The sequence below is a fragment of the Phenylobacterium sp. genome (assembly GCF_036563285.1).
GTDB lineage: Bacteria > Pseudomonadota > Alphaproteobacteria > Caulobacterales > Caulobacteraceae > Phenylobacterium.
In genome coordinates, this window is the sequence record NZ_DATCMR010000002.1 from 189,385 (window position 1) to 204,830 (window position 15,446).

The 15,446-nt window shown below is 71.1% G+C and carries 16 protein-coding genes and 2 tRNA genes; 11 read left to right on the top strand and 7 right to left on the bottom strand.

Features of this window, described 5'->3' with window-relative positions:
- Positions 1 to 102: 102 nt before the first annotated feature.
- On the bottom strand, positions 103 to 1,290 hold the full coding sequence (locus VIL76_RS01150) for an SGNH/GDSL hydrolase family protein (protein WP_332043145.1): 1,188 nt from the start codon (positions 1,288 to 1,290) through the stop codon (positions 103 to 105).
- Between the two features lie 69 nt (positions 1,291 to 1,359).
- Positions 1,360 to 1,435: transfer RNA gene (locus VIL76_RS01155), tRNA-Asn, on the bottom strand.
- A 311-nt stretch (positions 1,436 to 1,746) separates the two neighbouring features.
- Here VIL76_RS01155 and VIL76_RS01160 point away from each other — a divergent pair.
- Entirely contained in the window at positions 1,747 to 3,159 is a 1,413-nt protein-coding gene (locus VIL76_RS01160; RefSeq protein WP_332043146.1) for a Mur ligase domain-containing protein, read from the top strand.
- Here the strand turns inward: VIL76_RS01160 and VIL76_RS01165 are convergent.
- The gene (locus VIL76_RS01165; RefSeq protein ID WP_332043147.1) at positions 3,156 to 3,578 is read right to left on the bottom strand and encodes a PaaI family thioesterase; all 423 of its coding nucleotides are present in this window, start codon (positions 3,576 to 3,578) and stop codon (positions 3,156 to 3,158) included. The genes VIL76_RS01160 and VIL76_RS01165 overlap by 4 nt on opposite strands.
- Positions 3,575 to 4,915, bottom strand: coding sequence for an acyl-CoA dehydrogenase family protein (locus VIL76_RS01170; protein WP_332043148.1), 1,341 nt, complete (start codon positions 4,913 to 4,915; stop codon positions 3,575 to 3,577). Before VIL76_RS01170 ends, VIL76_RS01165 begins: the two co-directional genes overlap by 4 nt.
- A 109-nt stretch (positions 4,916 to 5,024) precedes the next feature.
- Here VIL76_RS01170 and VIL76_RS01175 point away from each other — a divergent pair, with 109 nt between their 5' ends.
- Together VIL76_RS01175 and VIL76_RS01180 are read left to right on the top strand one after the other, a co-directional pair.
- Positions 5,025 to 6,020 carry a phosphotransferase family protein gene (locus VIL76_RS01175; protein WP_332043149.1) on the top strand — a complete coding sequence of 332 codons (996 nt, stop codon included), beginning with the start codon at positions 5,025 to 5,027 and terminating at the stop codon, positions 6,018 to 6,020.
- Positions 6,017 to 6,370 (top strand): DUF6285 domain-containing protein, encoded by a 354-nt coding sequence (locus VIL76_RS01180; RefSeq protein ID WP_332043150.1) that lies wholly within the window; start codon positions 6,017 to 6,019, stop codon positions 6,368 to 6,370. Before VIL76_RS01175 ends, VIL76_RS01180 begins: the two co-directional genes overlap by 4 nt.
- On the opposite strand, the gene VIL76_RS01185 is transcribed toward VIL76_RS01180, so the two are convergent.
- Complete coding sequence (locus VIL76_RS01185; RefSeq protein WP_332043151.1) at positions 6,367 to 6,645, bottom strand: hypothetical protein; 279 nt, start codon at positions 6,643 to 6,645, stop codon at positions 6,367 to 6,369. The genes VIL76_RS01180 and VIL76_RS01185 overlap by 4 nt on opposite strands.
- 76 nt (positions 6,646 to 6,721) lie before the next feature.
- Between VIL76_RS01185 and VIL76_RS01190 the strand changes: the two genes are divergently transcribed.
- The 4 genes from VIL76_RS01190 (at position 6,722) to VIL76_RS01205 (ending at position 10,732) form a co-directional block, all read left to right on the top strand.
- The gene (locus VIL76_RS01190) at positions 6,722 to 7,720 is read left to right on the top strand and encodes a helix-turn-helix transcriptional regulator (protein ID WP_332043152.1); all 999 of its coding nucleotides are present in this window, start codon (positions 6,722 to 6,724) and stop codon (positions 7,718 to 7,720) included.
- 11 nt (positions 7,721 to 7,731) lie between these two features.
- Complete coding sequence (locus VIL76_RS01195) at positions 7,732 to 7,902, top strand: hypothetical protein (protein ID WP_332043153.1); 171 nt, start codon at positions 7,732 to 7,734, stop codon at positions 7,900 to 7,902.
- A gap of 119 nt (positions 7,903 to 8,021) precedes the next feature.
- Positions 8,022 to 10,058 carry a prolyl oligopeptidase family serine peptidase gene (locus VIL76_RS01200; RefSeq protein ID WP_332043154.1) on the top strand — a complete coding sequence of 679 codons (2,037 nt, stop codon included), beginning with the start codon at positions 8,022 to 8,024 and terminating at the stop codon, positions 10,056 to 10,058.
- 5 nt (positions 10,059 to 10,063) lie between these two features.
- Positions 10,064 to 10,732: a Fe2+-dependent dioxygenase gene (locus tag VIL76_RS01205; RefSeq protein WP_332043155.1), complete on the top strand. Its 669-nt coding sequence runs from the start codon at positions 10,064 to 10,066 to the stop codon at positions 10,730 to 10,732.
- On the opposite strand, the gene VIL76_RS01210 is transcribed toward VIL76_RS01205, so the two are convergent.
- Positions 10,659 to 11,996, bottom strand: coding sequence for an amino acid permease (locus VIL76_RS01210; protein WP_332043156.1), 1,338 nt, complete (start codon positions 11,994 to 11,996; stop codon positions 10,659 to 10,661). The genes VIL76_RS01205 and VIL76_RS01210 overlap by 74 nt on opposite strands.
- A gap of 209 nt (positions 11,997 to 12,205) precedes the next feature.
- On the opposite strand from VIL76_RS01210, the gene VIL76_RS01215 reads away from it, so the two are divergent.
- Genes VIL76_RS01215 through VIL76_RS01225 form a run of 3 tightly spaced genes read left to right on the top strand, consistent with a single transcriptional unit; the run spans position 12,206 to position 14,528 of the window.
- Entirely contained in the window at positions 12,206 to 13,030 is an 825-nt protein-coding gene (locus tag VIL76_RS01215) for a hypothetical protein (RefSeq protein WP_332043157.1), read from the top strand.
- A gap of 42 nt (positions 13,031 to 13,072) precedes the next feature.
- Positions 13,073 to 13,651 (top strand): sigma-70 family RNA polymerase sigma factor, encoded by a 579-nt coding sequence (locus tag VIL76_RS01220; protein WP_332043322.1) that lies wholly within the window; start codon positions 13,073 to 13,075, stop codon positions 13,649 to 13,651.
- Positions 13,644 to 14,528 (top strand): hypothetical protein, encoded by an 885-nt coding sequence (locus VIL76_RS01225; RefSeq protein ID WP_332043158.1) that lies wholly within the window; start codon positions 13,644 to 13,646, stop codon positions 14,526 to 14,528. The genes VIL76_RS01220 and VIL76_RS01225 overlap by 8 nt, the downstream gene beginning before the upstream one ends.
- An 18-nt stretch (positions 14,529 to 14,546) precedes the next feature.
- On the opposite strand, the gene VIL76_RS01230 is transcribed toward VIL76_RS01225, so the two are convergent.
- Positions 14,547 to 14,620 (bottom strand) — tRNA-Cys (locus tag VIL76_RS01230).
- A 136-nt stretch (positions 14,621 to 14,756) separates the two neighbouring features.
- Between VIL76_RS01230 and VIL76_RS01235 the strand changes: the two genes are divergently transcribed.
- Positions 14,757 to 15,326, top strand: a complete 570-nt coding sequence (locus tag VIL76_RS01235) for a protein-L-isoaspartate O-methyltransferase (RefSeq protein WP_332043159.1) — start codon at positions 14,757 to 14,759, stop codon at positions 15,324 to 15,326.
- Positions 15,327 to 15,446: the final 120 nt, after the last annotated feature.

Consider the following 15,446-nt stretch of genomic DNA (forward strand, 5'->3'; position numbering starts at 1 on the left):
GGCGAAACGCGCTCACACCGGCGTGATTTTGCGCGCAGCCCGGCTGTCGAGACATAGGCGTTGCCCAAACACCCGCGCAAGGCGGAAGTTTCTTGCGCCCGGTTACCTCAGGAGCCCCAACGGCACAGCGTCACCCATCGCCCGGTAGCCGGCGTCGTTGGGGTGCAGCCAGTCGCCCACCTGGAAGTCCGCCCGCATCCGGGTCGGCCGGGCCGGGTCGCGCACCACCGCGTCGAAGTCGATGACGCCGTCGGCCTCCCGCTGGGCGCGGATCCACTGGTTGACGGCCGTCCGCGCCGCCTCGCCCTCCGGCCGGAAGTAGGCGGCGCCCTCGTAGGGGACGATGGTGGCCAGGATGACCTTGATCCCCTGGGCGTGCGCCCGAGCGATCAACTGACGGTAGCCGGCGATCAGCGCCTCGGCGGGCGGGGAGGGCCGCGCGCCCAGGTCGTTGACGCCCTCCAGCACGATCATGTGCGTCGCGCCGGGGACGGAGAGCACGTCGCGGTCGAAGCGCGCCAGCGCCGATTCGCCGAAGATCGGGATCGCGCCCACGCTCAGCACCCGGTTGCCGCTGATCCCGGCGTTGACCACGGCGGCCCGTCCGCCGAGCCGCTCCGCCAGCCGGTCCGGCCATCGGCGGTTCGCCCCCACCGTGGAGCCGAACCCGTCGGTGATGGAATCCCCCAGGGTCACGATCACCGGGCCACGCCGGCCGCCCTCCACCTCCACGGCGGACAGGAAGGTGCGCGCCTGGGTCGTCGCCGCCGGCTTGAACGGCTTGTCCGTGTAGTCGCCGGGCGGCGAGACGTCCGCCAGCTGCTCGCCGCGCGCATGGCAGCTGCACGGGCCGGCTTCGCCGGGGAAGTAGAGGCTGATCTTCAGCTGGGCGAGGGCAGGGACGCTCAGGTCCACGGCGTCGCTCAGCAGCGGGGCGCGGGCAGGGACGGTCACCGACGCGGCGCCGGAGAAGGTCACCTCGCGGACGCGCCCGGGCAGCGGCCGTCCGGCCCCGTCGAGCAGCGCCACGCGCACCCGGCCCACCTCGAGCGGCTTGTCGCCGTACTCGTTGGTCAGGCGCAGGCGCAGGCGCGCGCCTCCGGCGCTCAGGCGCACGTACTGCACGACCGTCTGGTTGTTGATCAGCGGGGTCGCGCGATTCGGCTGGGCGTTGGCCGCCGCGGCCTGCGGCAGGCCCGGCGGCGCCGCCCAGCTTCCGCGCCAGGTCTGCGCGGCCGCGCTCGTCGAGATCGCCGCCGCCAGCGCGACCGCCGCCAGGAACCCACGCATGACGCTTCCCCCGCAACCGTTGTCGCGGCCACGCTAGGCGAGTTCAGGATGTGGGGGGAAGGGTCTCGATGGCTCCCGGAGCAGGACTCGAACCTGCGACAAGTCGGTTAACAGCCGACTGCTCTACCAACTGAGCTATCCGGGATCAGGCCGTCGAGAGGCCGCGCATATACGCGTGGGCCGCGCCGGGCGCAAGCGGCGCAAAGCCGCAAAGAAAAACAGCCTGGGGACGAGCCCCAGGCTGGTACAAAGTCGGTGATGGTGGGGTGTCTTCAAGGAAGACGAGGCAGAGACTCGGCCTGTTCGGTAAACCGGGAGTTAACGCGCCGAATTGGTTCCAATGCCGCCTCGGATTGAGCTTCCGGGCTGAGGCGCCGCGCATTGTCGCCCCGGATTGGACAGGGCGGTACGATCCGCTACTCACGATCTGATTCCGCACGAACGAGTAGGGCTTCCATGCGCATCCACTTCACGGGCATCGCCGGGGCGGGGATGAGCGCGGTCGCCCTGATGATGCGCGACGCGGGCCATGTGGTCTCCGGCTCCGACGCGGACGCCTTCCCGCCGCTGTCGACCTATGTGGAGAGCCTGGGTTTTCCCTTCTTCCGCAGCTTCGCGGCCGCGAACCTCCCGGCGGACCTCGACGTGCTGGTGCTCGGCGCCAGCGCCAAGCTGGGCGGCGCCGACAACGCCGAGGTGGCGGAGGCGCGCCGGCGCGGCGTGAAGGTCACCACCTTCCCCGAGCTGGTGGGGGAGGCGACGCAGGCTCGCCTGAACACCGTGGTCGCCGGCTCGTTCGGCAAGTCGACCTGCACCGCGCTGATGGCGCACATCCTGAAGGAGTCCGGCCGCGACGCCGGCTGGATGATCGGCGCCATCTCGCCCTCGCTGCCCGCCACCGGCCACTGGGGGACCGCGCCGGAGGTGATCCTGGAAGGCGACGAGTACATCGTCGGGCCCTCGGACAGGCGCTCCAAGTTCGTGCTCTACCATCCGCGCGACGTGCTGCTGACCAGCCTCGTCCACGACCACGTCAACGTCTTCCCGACCTTCGCCGACTACGAGGCGCCGTTCCGCGAGCTGTTGCGGCTGATGCCGAAGGACGGCCTCTTGGTCGCCCGCCAGCACCCGGCGATCCGCGCCGTGGAGCGCGAAACCGCCAGCCGCATCGTCTGGTACGACACCGCCCCCTGCGCCGGTTGGTACTCGGAAGGCGTGGTCTACGGCGAGACCACCCGCTTCACCCTGGTGACCCCCGCCCGCCGCCGGATCCCGCTCGCCACCACCCTGCTCGGCGAGCACAACATCGAGAACATCGTGGGCGTCGCCGCCTACCTGCTGGAGCGGAGCCTCGTCACCGAGGCCGCGCTGCAGGCTGCGGTGCTCTCCTTCGCCGGCATCCGGCGGCGGCTCGACCGCCTCACCTCGCGCTCGGCCGTGCCCGTGATCGAGGGCTTCGGCTCCTCCTACGAGAAGGCCCGCTCGGCCATCGAGGCCATGCTGCTGCACTACCCTACGCGCCCGCTGACGGTGGTGTTCGAGCCGCACACCTTCTCCTGGCGCAACCGCGACGCGCTCCCCTGGTACGACACGGTGTTCGACGGCGCAGCCCGCGTGCTGGTCTGTCCGCCGCCCAGCCACGGGGCCGACAGCCACAACCAGTCCAGCTTCGACGAGATCCTGACCCGCACCGCCGCAGCGGGCGTCCCGACCCGCGGCGTGCGCACGGCCGACGAAGCGACCGCCGAGCTCTCGGCCCTGACGGGCGACGAGGTGGTCCTGCTGCTCTCCTCCGGCCCGCTGCTGGGCCTGCCCGATAGCCTGCCGCCGGTGTTCGAGAAGCTCTACGGAGCAGCCGAGGCCGCCTAGGCTCCCTGCGCCTTGCGGGCGCTGGCCTCCACCACCTCGCGCGGGATCAGGCGGATCGTCGAGCTCGCCTTGGCGAGCACCTTGCCCGCGCCGTCCAGCAGCCGGCCCTCGGCGAAGCAGGTCGCCTTGCCCGGCTTCTCGATCCATCCCTCTGCGACCACCAGCCCCGGGCGGGCCGGCGCGAAGTAGCTGACCTTCAGCTCTAGGGACATGGGCGTCATCTCCGGCCACAGCGTCAGCGAGGCGTGCGCCATGGCCGCGTCGATCCAGCCGCAAACGAAGCCGCCCTGCGCCACCCCGCCCGAGTGGCACATGTGCGGACCGACTTCGTACTCGATCACCGAGCGGCCGTTCTCGTCCGTCACGATGCGGCGCTGGCCGAGCGTCGTCTGCAGGGTGGGGGCGATGGAGTGGGTCATGGGCGAGCCGGCGTCGGTTGGGTGTACTCGTCGCTACGCTTTCCGTAGGCCTCGGTGAACTGCTTCCGCTTCGGGCCCAGGTAGCCGAACAGGTAGGCGGCGACCTTGCGCATCTGGATCTCCTCGGAGCCTTCCGTGATCCGGTAGCGGCGATGGTGGCGGTAGATGTGCTCGAAGGGCTTGTGCCGGGAATAGCCGATGCCGCCGTGCACCTGCATGGCCCGGTCGGCGGCCTCGCAGACCAGCCGGTTCGCCCAGTAATTGCACATCGAGACCTTGTCGGAGATCGTCCGCTCGATCTCCTTGTGGTCCATCCGGTCCATCTGCCAGGCGGTCTTGCGGATCAGCAGCCGCAGCATCTCGCACTGGGTCTGCAGCTCCACCAGCGGCCACTGGATGGCCTGGTTCTCAGCCAGGGCCTTGCCGAACGGCTTGCGCTCGCGGGCGTACTTCACGCTCTCGTCTATGCAGAACTGCGCCGCCCCCAGGCTGGAGGCCGCCTGGCGGATGCGGTTCTGGTGCACGAAGCTCTGGCCCAGCCCCAGCCCGCGGTCGATCTGCCCCCAGTAGCTGTCCTCCGGCACCCAGACGTCGGTGAAGCTCACCCGCGGGTGGTCCGTCGGCATGTTGAAGGTCCACAGGTACTCCTCGATCTTCACCCCTGGCGTGTCCGCCGGCACGATGAAGCACGTGATCCCGGTGGCGTCGCCGTCCTCGCCGGAGGTGCGGGCGAAGACCATCACGTGGGTCGCCACGTGCATCCCCGTTGTCCACATCTTCTCGCCCCGGATCAGCCACCCCGGCTTCCCGTCCTTCTCGTGGGGGACCGCGCGGGTCTCCATGAAGGTGGCGTCGGAGCCGTGGTTGGGCTCGGTGAGGCCGAAGCCGGTGCGCATCTTGCCGGCCAGCAGCTTCTCGCCGTCGCGCTCGTATTGGGCGTTGGTGGCGAACTCCTTGAACATGAGCACGAAAGGGTTGTTGCCGACGATCGAGTGCTCGGTCTGCAGGTCGTTGAACAGGCCCAGCCCCTTGGCCGCCAGGTGCTCGCGGATGATCGCCATGGCCAGCTGGCTGCCGCCCTTGCCGCCCATCTCCTTGGGCCAGGCGTAGCGGAGGTGGCCGGCGGCGTCGGCGCGCCGCCGCGCCTCGGCCAGCAGCTCCTCCCACTCCTTCCGCGGCAGGCCCTGGTTGTCCCAGTCGGTGCGGGCGTGCTCCCGCCGATGGTCGAAGAACCGCTCGTTGTCGTCCTGGGCCTGCAGCGGCGCGATCTCGGCCTCGATGAACCGGTCGAGTTCGTCCAGGTAATCCTGGATGTCCTGGGGAATGTCGAAATCCATGACGGCGGCGCCTCCACGTCGGGGGCTGCCGTCGCGGTACGATTTACAAGCCCGCCCGGCGCCCTCCAGATGGGCAAAGCCTAGACCAGCTGGAGACTTCCGTCGGGTCATGAATCCGGACGTGCCCGAACTGCTCGGAAAGCTCGCCGCCCGCCTGGGCGGGGAGGGGACCAGGCTCGTCTCGGCCCAGCGGCTGTCCGGCGGCGCGTCGATGCACACCTGGGCCTTCGACCTCGAGGGGCCCGCCGGGCGCGAGGCGCTGATCCTGAGGCGGCGGGCGGCCCCCTTCGATCCAGACACTGCGCGATCCATAAGCCTGGCCACTGAAGCCGCGCTGATCCGGGCGACCGGGGCCAATGGGGCGCGTGTGCCCCTCGTGCGTCATGTCTGCGACGAGGCCGATGGGCTGGGGGAGGCCTATGTCATGGGGCGGCTGCAGGGTGAGGCCCTCGGCCGGAAGATCGTCGGCGACCCGAGGTTCGACGCCGTGCGGCCAAGGCTCGCCCGCCAGTGCGGCGAGGCGCTCGCGCCCATCCACGCCACGGCCGCACCCCCTGAGCTGAACCTGAAGGTGTCCGACGCGGAGGGCGAGCTCTCCCGATACGAGGAGGTCTACCGCGCCTCCGGCGCGCAGCGGCCGATCCTGGAGCTCGCGTTCCAGCACCTGCGGAAGAACCTGCCTGAGCCCGTCGAGCCTGTGCTGCTGCACGGCGACTTCCGGAACGGCAACATCATGTTCGACCCAGAGGCCGGCGTGGTGGCTATCCTCGACTGGGAGCTGTCCCACATGGGCGACCCGGCCGAGGACATGGGCTGGATCTGCACCAACTCGTGGCGCTTCGGCCGGCCGGAAAAGCCGGTCGGCGGCTTCGGCGACTATCGGGACCTGCTGGACGGTTACGCGGCGGCGGGCGGCCGGCCGATCCCGCTCTCCCGCGTCCGCTTCTGGCAGACGCTGGGTTCGCTGCGCTGGGGCGTCATGTGCCTGATGATGTACCTGAGCTGGCAGAGCGGCGCCGAGCCGTCCGTCGAGCGCCCGATGATCGGCCGCCGGGTCTCGGAGACCGAGGCCGACCTGATCGTCCTCCTGGAGCAGGGCCTGTGATCACCCACCCCAAGACCGAGGAACTGGCCAAGGCCGTCGCCGACTGGATCGACCAGGTCAGGCCCAGCCTGGATCCGCACAACCAGTTCCTAGCCCGGGTAGCGGTCAATGTTCTGGGTGTCGTCCAACGCGAGTTGACCCAGGGCCCGCCGGCCGAGGCCGAGGCCGTCCGGCTGATGGCGGAGCTGCTGGGCCACCCGGGCAGCTTCGCCGAGCTGAACGCCGAGCTTTGCGACCGCATCCGCTCGGGCGAGCTGACGGTCGAGAGCCCCGGCCTGGCGCCGGCGCTCACCACCATGGCCATGGCCCAGGTCGCCATCGACCAGCCGAAGTACCGGCACGAGGTCTAGGCCGCTTCCAGCACGCGGATGATCTCGCTCTCGCGTTCGTTCCAGAGGATCGAGACGCGGGCGGCGCGGGCGGCGTCCTTGCCGAGCGCGGCCTTCACCTCCCGCTGGCGCAGCCGCTTGGCCGACAGCCGCAGCAGGGTGAAGCCCGAGCTCTGCTCCTGCTCCTCGTCGTGGAAGCGCAGCACCGCGTCGACCACCGCAGCCGGCGTCGGCGCGGGGCGTGGGTCCTCGATCGGGCGGATCGTGCGGGGCTTGAAGCGGCGGTAGCTGGCCATGAGGTTCGAACTCCGTTGCGGGTTGCGACAGGTTCGGTTCTGATGGGCCTCTACGTCAGAAACGGACGCACAAGCTGTGAGACACGAAAAAGGGGCCCGGCTGCTGGAGCTGGCGCGGCTGCTGGCCTCCACCGCCGAAGGGCTCACGCTGGACGAGATCGCCGACCGGCTGGGCGTCGGCCGCCGCACGGCCGAGCGGATGCGTGACGCCGTCCGCGAGGTGTTTCCCGCGCTGGAGGAGGTGGACGACCCGCCCACCCGCCGTTTCCGTATCCCCTCCGGCCTGGACGGGCTCTTCCAGGCCCCCACCGCCGAGGAGCTCGCCGCCCTGGGCACCGCGGCCGACACCTTCGCCAACCAGGGCGCCAGCGCGCGGGCGCAGGCGCTGCGGTCGCTGGAGCAGAAGGTGCTCTCCGCCACCCGCGCCGCCGCGCGTCGCAGGCTGGCCCCCGACCTGGAGGCCCTGCTGCAGGCCGAGACCATCGCCGTGCAGGCCGGCCCGCGCCCCTTCGAGGACGAGGCGGTGCTCTCCGGCGTGCGCGAGGCCTTGAAGGCCGGCTCCACACTGGCGTTCCGCTACGAGGGCGGCTCGACGCCGGGCCGCGTCCGCGAGGTGCACCCCTACGGGATCCTGTTTGGCCGGGCGAACTACCTGGTGGCCGGGGAAGGGGAGGGCGGCCCGCGCAACTGGCGCCTCGACCGGCTGGCCGACGTCACCGTCACCGGCCGGCCCGCCAGGCGTCCCGAGGGCTTCTCCCTGCAGGACTACGCCGACGAGAGCTTCGGCATCTACCAGGACGACACAGAGGACGTGGAGCTGCGCATCCTGCCCCAGTCCGCCGAGGGCGCGCTGCGCTGGCGCTTCCACTCCGACCAGGTGCTGGAGAAGCAGGCCGACGGTTCCGTCATCGTGCGCTTCCGCGCCAGCGGCATGCGCGAGCTCGCCTGGCACCTCTTCACCTGGGGCGACCAGGTGCAGATCCTGAAGCCCCAGCGCCTGAAGGACCTCATCGTCGAGCAGATCGAGCTGGCCCGCCGCGCCCATACGTCCGGAACTGACGCAGGCCGCGCCTAGAGCACTCCTCGATGAACGAGGAGACTCTTGTGACCGCCATCGACTACGCCAGCCTCTACGAGCTGCAGGTCCGCCCCCGCCGCAACCGCCTGCGCCGCGCCGCCGCGCTCGCCGTCTGGAGCGGCCTCTTCCTGGTGCGCCCGAAGCTGGCGCTCGCCATCTGGCGCGAGCGGCGCGGCTAGGCCGCAAAAGCCTTGAAGCCGCCGCGCGCATCGCACTCTATGACGGCCCCACCCAGGGGCGTTCGGACCAGACCATGATTGTGCGTGCGTTGGCGGCTGTGGCCGCGGGAGTGATGCTGATGGCGGCGGCGCCGGCCGACGACCCCTACACCTGGATGGAGGAGATCGAGGGCGCCAGGGCGCTCGAGTGGGCGAGGGCTGAGAACGCCGCCTCCCTGCCGAAGCTGCAGAACGACCCGCGCTACAAGGGCCTCTACGAGGACGCCCTGAAGATCGCCACCGCCACCGACCGTATCCCGGCGGTGGCGTTCGGCGGCGAAGGGACGCTCAGGAATTTCTGGCAGGACCAGACCCACGTGCGCGGCATCTGGCGTTCGACGACCATCGAGAGCTACCGCAGCGGCTCGCCGCAATGGCGCACCCTGCTGGACGTGGACGCGCTCGCCAAGGCCGAGAACGCCAACTGGGTCTGGCACGGCGCCACCTGCCTGCCGCCGGACGAGCGGCTCTGCCTGGTCGGCCTCTCCAATGGCGGCAAGGACGCCGAGGAGGTCCGCGAGTTCGACACCGTCACCGGCAAGTTCGTGCAGGGCGGTTTCCGCCTGCCCGAGGGCAAGCACCGCTACGACTGGCTCGACCGGGACACCCTCGCCCTGGCCGAATGGAAGGCCGGCGAGACCACCACCTCCGGCTATCCCTACACCCTGAAGCTCCTCAAGCGCGGCCAGCCGCTGTCGGCCGCCCGCGAGGTGTTCCGCGGGACCAAGGACGACGGCGGCTACGGCGTCTCGCCGATCGTGCTGCGCGACCCCGACGGCAGCGTGCAGGCGCTGATCGCCTACCGGCCGCTCGACACTTTCAACGCCGAGCACCACCTGATTACCGAGCGCGGGCCCGTGAAGCTGGCGCTCCCGACCCGATCCCAGGTGCAGGGCTACGTCACCGGCCGCCTTCTGGTCTCGCTGGAGGCCGACTGGGCCGGCTTCAAGGAAGGCGACCTCCTCGACTTCGACCTCGCGGCGGTGAAGCGGGACCCGGGCAGCCTGAAGGCGAGCCTCGTCCTGCGGCCCTCGCAGAGCCAGTCGATCGAACAGGTCTCGACCACCCGCAACCGCCTGGTCGTGGCCCTCTACGAGAATGTGAAGGGCCAGATCGTCAGCTACCGCTACGGCGCCGGCGGCTGGACCTCGACGAAGCTCGAGCTGCCGAAGGATTCCACCATCACCGTGGGCTCGGCGTCAGACCACGACGACGGGCTGATCCTCAACGTCACCAGCTACCTGACGCCGTCCAGCCAGTGGCTGGCGGACGCCGCCTCTGGCCAGCGCGCGACCCTGCGCACCCTGCCGGCCCGCTTCGAGGCCTCGAAGCACACCGTGGAGCAGCTCTGGGCCACGTCCAAGGACGGCACCAAGGTCCCGTACTTCGTGGTCCGGCCCCGGGACCTGAAGTTCGACGGGCAGGCGCCCACGCTGCTCTACGCCTACGGGGGTTTCCTCTCGAGCGAGACGCCGCAGTACGCCGCCACGGTCGGCAAGCTCTGGCTGGAGAAGGGCGGCGTCTATGTGGTCGCCAACATCCGCGGCGGGGGCGAGTTCGGGCCCCGCTGGCACAACGCGGGCCTGAAGCTGAACCGCATGCGGGTCTACGAGGACTTCTTCGCGGTCTCGGAAGACCTGGTCCGCCGCAGGATCACCAGCCCGCGCAGGCTGGGCATCATGGGCGGCTCCAACGGCGGCCTGCTGATGGGGGTGGCGCTCACGCAGCGGCCGGAACTCTACAACGCCGTGGTGGTGCAGGTGCCCCTGTTCGACATGATCGCCTACACGCACATCGGGGCCGGCGCCTCCTGGGTGGGCGAGTACGGCGACCCGGCCGTGCCGGCCGAACGCGCGGTGCTCGACACCTACTCGCCGTACCAGAACCTGAAGCGGGGCCAGAAGTACCCCAGGCCCTTCATCTGGACGTCCACCAAGGATGACCGCGTCCACCCGGCCCACGCGCGCAAGGCGGCCGCGCGGCTGAAGGAGTACGGCTACGACTACCTCTACTACGAGAACGTGGACGGCGGGCACGCGGGCTCGGCCAACCTGAACGAGCGGGCCATGCGCCAGGCGCTGGAATACACCTATCTTATGCAGCAGCTGATGGACTGAACGCCGTGTTCTGCGAGATCCCCGATCTCCTGACCGATGACGAGGTCCGCCGGCTGCGCGAGCTGGCGGCGGGCCTGGCCTTCGTGGACGGCCGGGCGAGCAATCCGGGCTCGACCATCAAGCGCAACCTGCAGGCCGACTTCGCCCACCCCGCGCACAAGGCCTCGTCGGACATCCTGATGGCCGCTTTCCGCCGGCACCCGACCTTCATCGCCTTCGCCTTCCCGAAGATGATCGCCCCGCCGATGCTGACCAAGCACCAGCCGGGGATGCACTACGGCCCCCACGCCGATGCCGCGTTCATGCCCGTCGGCGCGCGGCCGCTGCGGGCCGACCTCTCCTGCACCGTCTTCCTGACCGAGCCGGCCGACTATGACGGCGGCGAGCTCTCGGTCCGGCTGGGCAGCCGCGAGGTGGACTTCCGGCCGCCGCCGGGCGCAGCGGTGGTCTATCCCTCCACCACGATCCACGAGGTGAAGCCCGTGACCCGCGGCGAGCGGCTGTGCGGCATCACCTTCATCGAGAGCGACGTCGTCGACCGCGCCAACCGCGAGCTGCTCTACGAGCTCAACGAGGTGCTGGCCGAGGAGGGCGAGAAGCTCAGCTTCGAGGCGCGGACCCGTCTGGCGCACGTGGCGGTGTCGCTGCACCGCCAGTGGGGCGACGCGGGCTGAGCCGCCAGATCGCCGCGCCCAGCGCGGCGACGCCGGCTGTCATCGCCAGCATGGTCCAGCCGGACATCAGCGCCGCCGCAACCGAGAACGCGATGGCGGCCGCCGCCAGCGCCAGCAGGCCGGCCTTGCGGCTGAACCGCCAGATGGCTGCCACGCACAGGATGTAGATCGCCAGGGTCAGCACCACCGAGGCGTTGGCGAGCACCCCGAACTGCGCGCCCAGCGTCGGCTGCACGCTGAGGATCGCGACGCCGCTCATCAGCCCCGCCAGCACGAGGAGGCTGCGGACCGGCGTGCCGTCCGCCCGCGACGTGGCGAGCCAGGCCGGGAAGAGGCCCTGGTCCGCCGCCGCCCGCATGATCTGGCCGGCGACCAGCATCCAACCCGCCAGCGTTCCCGAGGCTTTGAGCAGGGCGCACGCCGCAATGAGGGCTCCGGCCGCGCCGCCGAGCACCCGCTGGACCACCAGGGCGAACGGGGCCGTGGAGGCCTCCAGTTCGACGGCGGGTACGATGCCCATGATCGCGGCGACGGCGGCGATGTAGACGGCCGCGGCGAGCGTCACGCCGCCGATCACCGCGATCGGAATGTTGCGCCGCGGATTTCGTACGACGGCGGCGCAGGCGCTGGCGCTCTCCAGGCCAAGGAAGGCCCAGAAGACCGAGACCACCGCGGTCTGGACCGCCGCCGGCGCCGAGCGTCCCGACACGTTCCACGAAGCCTCGAAGATTGCCGGCTCGAACCAGATCCAGCCGCCTACCGCCACGAGCAGGATGGGCGCGAGGCCAAGGGCCAGGGTCGCCGCGCCCATCCGACCCACCGCCCTGGGGCCGAGCAGGGCGGCGAGCGTGATCAGCCAGATGACGGCCATAGTGGCTGCCGCCGAGCCGGCGGGCGTCTTCAGCGCCGGGACGAAGTAGGCGGCGTAGCCCGTGACCGCGAGGGCTATGGCGACATTGCCGATCAGGCAGCCCACCCAGAACAGCCACCCGGCCTGGAAGCCGGCGAACGGCCCAAGGCCCGCACGTACATAGGCCACCAGTCCGTCGTCCTGCGGCCGCAGGCGGGCGAGGGCCGCGAAGGCCCCGGCCAGCACCAGGGCGCCTGCCGCCGCGATCACCCAACCCACCAGGCTGATGGACCCGATGGCGCCCAGGCTCGCCGGCAGTAGGTAGATCCCCGAGCCGATCATGTTGCCGGCCACGATCACCGTGGCGAGCACCGGCCCGAGCTTGCGGCCTTCGGCGGCGACCGGCGCTGTCATCCTTCCCCCCGCGGCGACCTTCGCCGCAGCTCCGGCCGCTGGCAATCGCCTTGACCGCCGCGCCGCGAACCCCGCCGCCAAAAGAATTCGGCAGGACCTAACCCCGTCCGCCGGCCGGCTGCGTAGGTCGTCATGTGAGAACAAGGCAGGCGGACATGACAGCAAGGCAGAGAACGGCGGGATCCCTCGGGCGGCGGGCGGTCCTCGCCATGGCGGTTTCCGCGCTGCTTGCAGGCGCGGCGAGAGCTCAGGCGCCGTACGATCTCGTGGACCTGACAGTGGTGGACCGCGAGAGCGGCGCCCCGATGCGGGTCTGGCGTCACAAGGGCCGCTCGTTCGTCGCCGGCCGGCCCGGCGCCCGCTACAGCCTGCGCCTGACCAACCGCAGCGCCGGCCGCGTGCTGGTGGTCATGTCGGTTGACGGCGTGAACGTGCTCACCGGCGAGACCGCCGGCTATGGCCAAACGGGCTACGTCTTTGATCCGTACGAGTCCTACGACATCAGCGGATGGCGCAAGTCTGACACCCAGGTCGCCGCGTTCACCTTCGCCGGCCTTTCGCGGTCCTATGCGGCGCGAACCGGACGCCCCGGAGACGTCGGGGTCATCGGCATCGCGGCCTTCAGGGAGCGTGTCGTCGCACCGATGGCCCGCATGGCTGTCCCGTCGGAGCCGGTGTACGAGTCCAGCGCGCCGGCGAGCCGGGGAAGCCCGTCCACCGAGGAGGTTGTGGTCTCCGGTTCGCGCGTCCGCGGCGCCGCCGTGGCGGCCCCGCCGCCCGTCGTGGCGCAGGCCGCGCCGCAGCGGCGGACCGAGAAGCTGGGCACGGCGCACGGCGCCCGGGAATGGTCGGCGGTGACCAGCGTGCCCTTCGAGCGCGCCACCGCCTATCCGCAGCTGATCCGGCAGATCGAATACGACAGCTATCCGAACCTGGTCGCCGCGGGGGTGATCCCGCCGCGGCCGGCGCCGGCGCCCAGGCCGCGCCCGTTCCCGAACGGCGGCTATGTGCCGGATCCGCCGGGCGGCGCCTGAGCCTTTGCCGTTGCGGCCGTGCAGCGGCTAGGCTTGGCCTTGATGGAGCCCGACGCGTGGGACGACGCCGATCTGCTGCGCGCCCACGCCGCGGGCGATGCGCAGGCCTTCGCGCGGCTCTATGACCGCTACGATCGCAGCTGCTTCCAGTTCATCAGGCGTCTCCTCGGCGGGGCCCACAGCGAGGCGGCGGAGGACGTGCATCAGGAGACCTGGATCGCGGTGTCGCGTAACGCGGCGGCCTTTGACCCCGGCAAGGCGACCTTCCCCGCCTGGCTCTTCACCATCGCCCGGCGCAAGGTCTGGGATCACTATCGCCGGCAGAAGGTGGCCGTCGTGGCGTCCGGTCCGGAGGACGGCGCGTTGATGGTCCCCGATCCCGGGCAGAGCCCGCTGGAGCAGGTGCAGTCGCGCGAGCAGGCGCAGGAGATCGTCACGGCGGTGGAGGCCTTGCCCCTGGAACAGCGCGGCGTCTTCGTCATGTTCGCCCACGCAGGGCTGTCGCTCGACGAGATCGCTCAGGTCACGGGCGTCGCCGTCGAGACCGTAAAGAGCCGGCTGCGCTACGCGCGGGCCAAGTTGCGGCAATCCCTGGCGGGGGAAAGGGTCGGCCATGTCTGATCACGACCGCGCACCCGACCCGGCGGACACGGCCTATGTGCAGGCCGAAGCCGTTCTGAGCGACGACGAAGCGCGCGCGGCGCGGCGGGCCCGGGTGCTCGCCGCTGTCGCCGCCGACGCCACGACCGCTTCCCCAGCCGATGCAGGCCCGTCACGGCGAGGGCGCTGGGGGCAGGGGGGCTGGCTCGTCGCGGCGAGCGTGGCGGGCGTGAGCGTCCTGGTGGCCGCGCGGCTCGTGCTGCAGGCGCCCGCCGCTCCACCCGTCGCGCCGCAGCCGGAGGCCCGGCGGCCCATGGAAGCCCCTGCGGCGGTTGAGCCTGCTTCGACGGCCGCGCCTCCGACCCCCGCCAACGTCCCCGCTCCGCCGCCGCAGCCGAAACCCGCCGTCGCGGCGGCAGCGCCGCCCCCGCCCCAGGCGCGCCCGCCCGCCGCCGAGGCTGCGTCGCCTGTCGAGCCGCGTGCGGCGCAACCGCCCGCAGCGCCCGCGGCGGCCCAGCGTGCAGGGGTCGAGGAAGTGGTCGTGACCGGCTCGCGCAGGACGGAGCGGCTGGAGCCGGCTCCGGAGGCCATCGAGCGCACGCCGCCTGTGGCGTTTCCCGACGACGGACCTGCCAGGCTTCGAGCGGCAGCCGCCGACGGCCGCACGGCCGAGATCCGCGCCCTGCTGGCTGGCAACGTCCCTGTCGACGCCGCCGGGGCGGACGGCGAGACCGCACTCATGAAGGCCGTCCGCGCGCGCCAGCCGGCCGCCGCTGCGCTCCTGCGCCAGCGCGGGGCCAGCCTTGACCGCCGCAACCGAGCCGGTGAATCGGTCCGGGACATGGTCGCTGCGATCGGCGACGCGCGGCTCGATCGAGCGCTCGGGCTCGATCGCTGACTCGAGGTGACGGGAAGTTGGAGGCCTGACCGAGAATCGAACTCGGGTGCGCGGATTTGCAGTCCGCTGCGTCACCACTCCGCCATCAGGCCGCCGGAGAGCGCGGAGGGCTACCAGAAGGCTTTGCCCGCGGCAACGTCTCTCGCCGCCATCCGATTGCCTTCCTCGGCGGCGCAGACCTATAAGCCGCGCGAGACGCCCGCCGCTTCTGTCGAGGGACCTATCCGAATGGCCGACCCCGCCGCCGCCAGGCTCAACATGGTGGAGAGCCAGGTGCGCACAAACGACGTCACCGACGTGCGCCTCCACGACGCCATGCGGGCCCTGCGGCGCGAGGACTTCACCCCGGCGGGCAAGGCCTTCCTGGCCTACGCCGACGCCGAGGTGGAGTACGCCCCCGGCCGCTGGCTGCTGAAGCCGCGCGACGTCGCCAAGCTGCTGCAGGCGGTGCGCCCGATGCCGGGCGAGCGGGCCCTGGCCATCGCCGCGCCCTATGCGGCCGCGGTGATCGAGACCCTGGGCGTGGCGGTCACCCGCCTGGACGGCGAGGACCTCACGGCCGTCCCCGCCGGGGAGTTCGACGTGATCGTCTGCGAGGGCGCCGTCGCCCGCGCCCCGGAAGCCTGGCAGGGCGCGCTGGCCATGGGCGGCCGGCTCGGCGTGGTCGAGCGCGACGGGCCGGTGGGCAAGGCCTGCATCTATGTCCGCGCCGAGGACGGGGTCGGCCGCCGTGAGCTTTTCGATGCGACTCCGCCGGTCTTGGCCGGTTTCGAGGCGCAACACGGTTTCGCCTTCTGAGTGCGCGTGAAACACCGACGAAACTTCGGCGTGAAAAAAGCTTAAGGTGACGCCGCGTTGGTCTTCCCGTTACGGGTCGGCATATAGGGTTTAGGTCTCTCTCGCCTATTCGGGGATAAT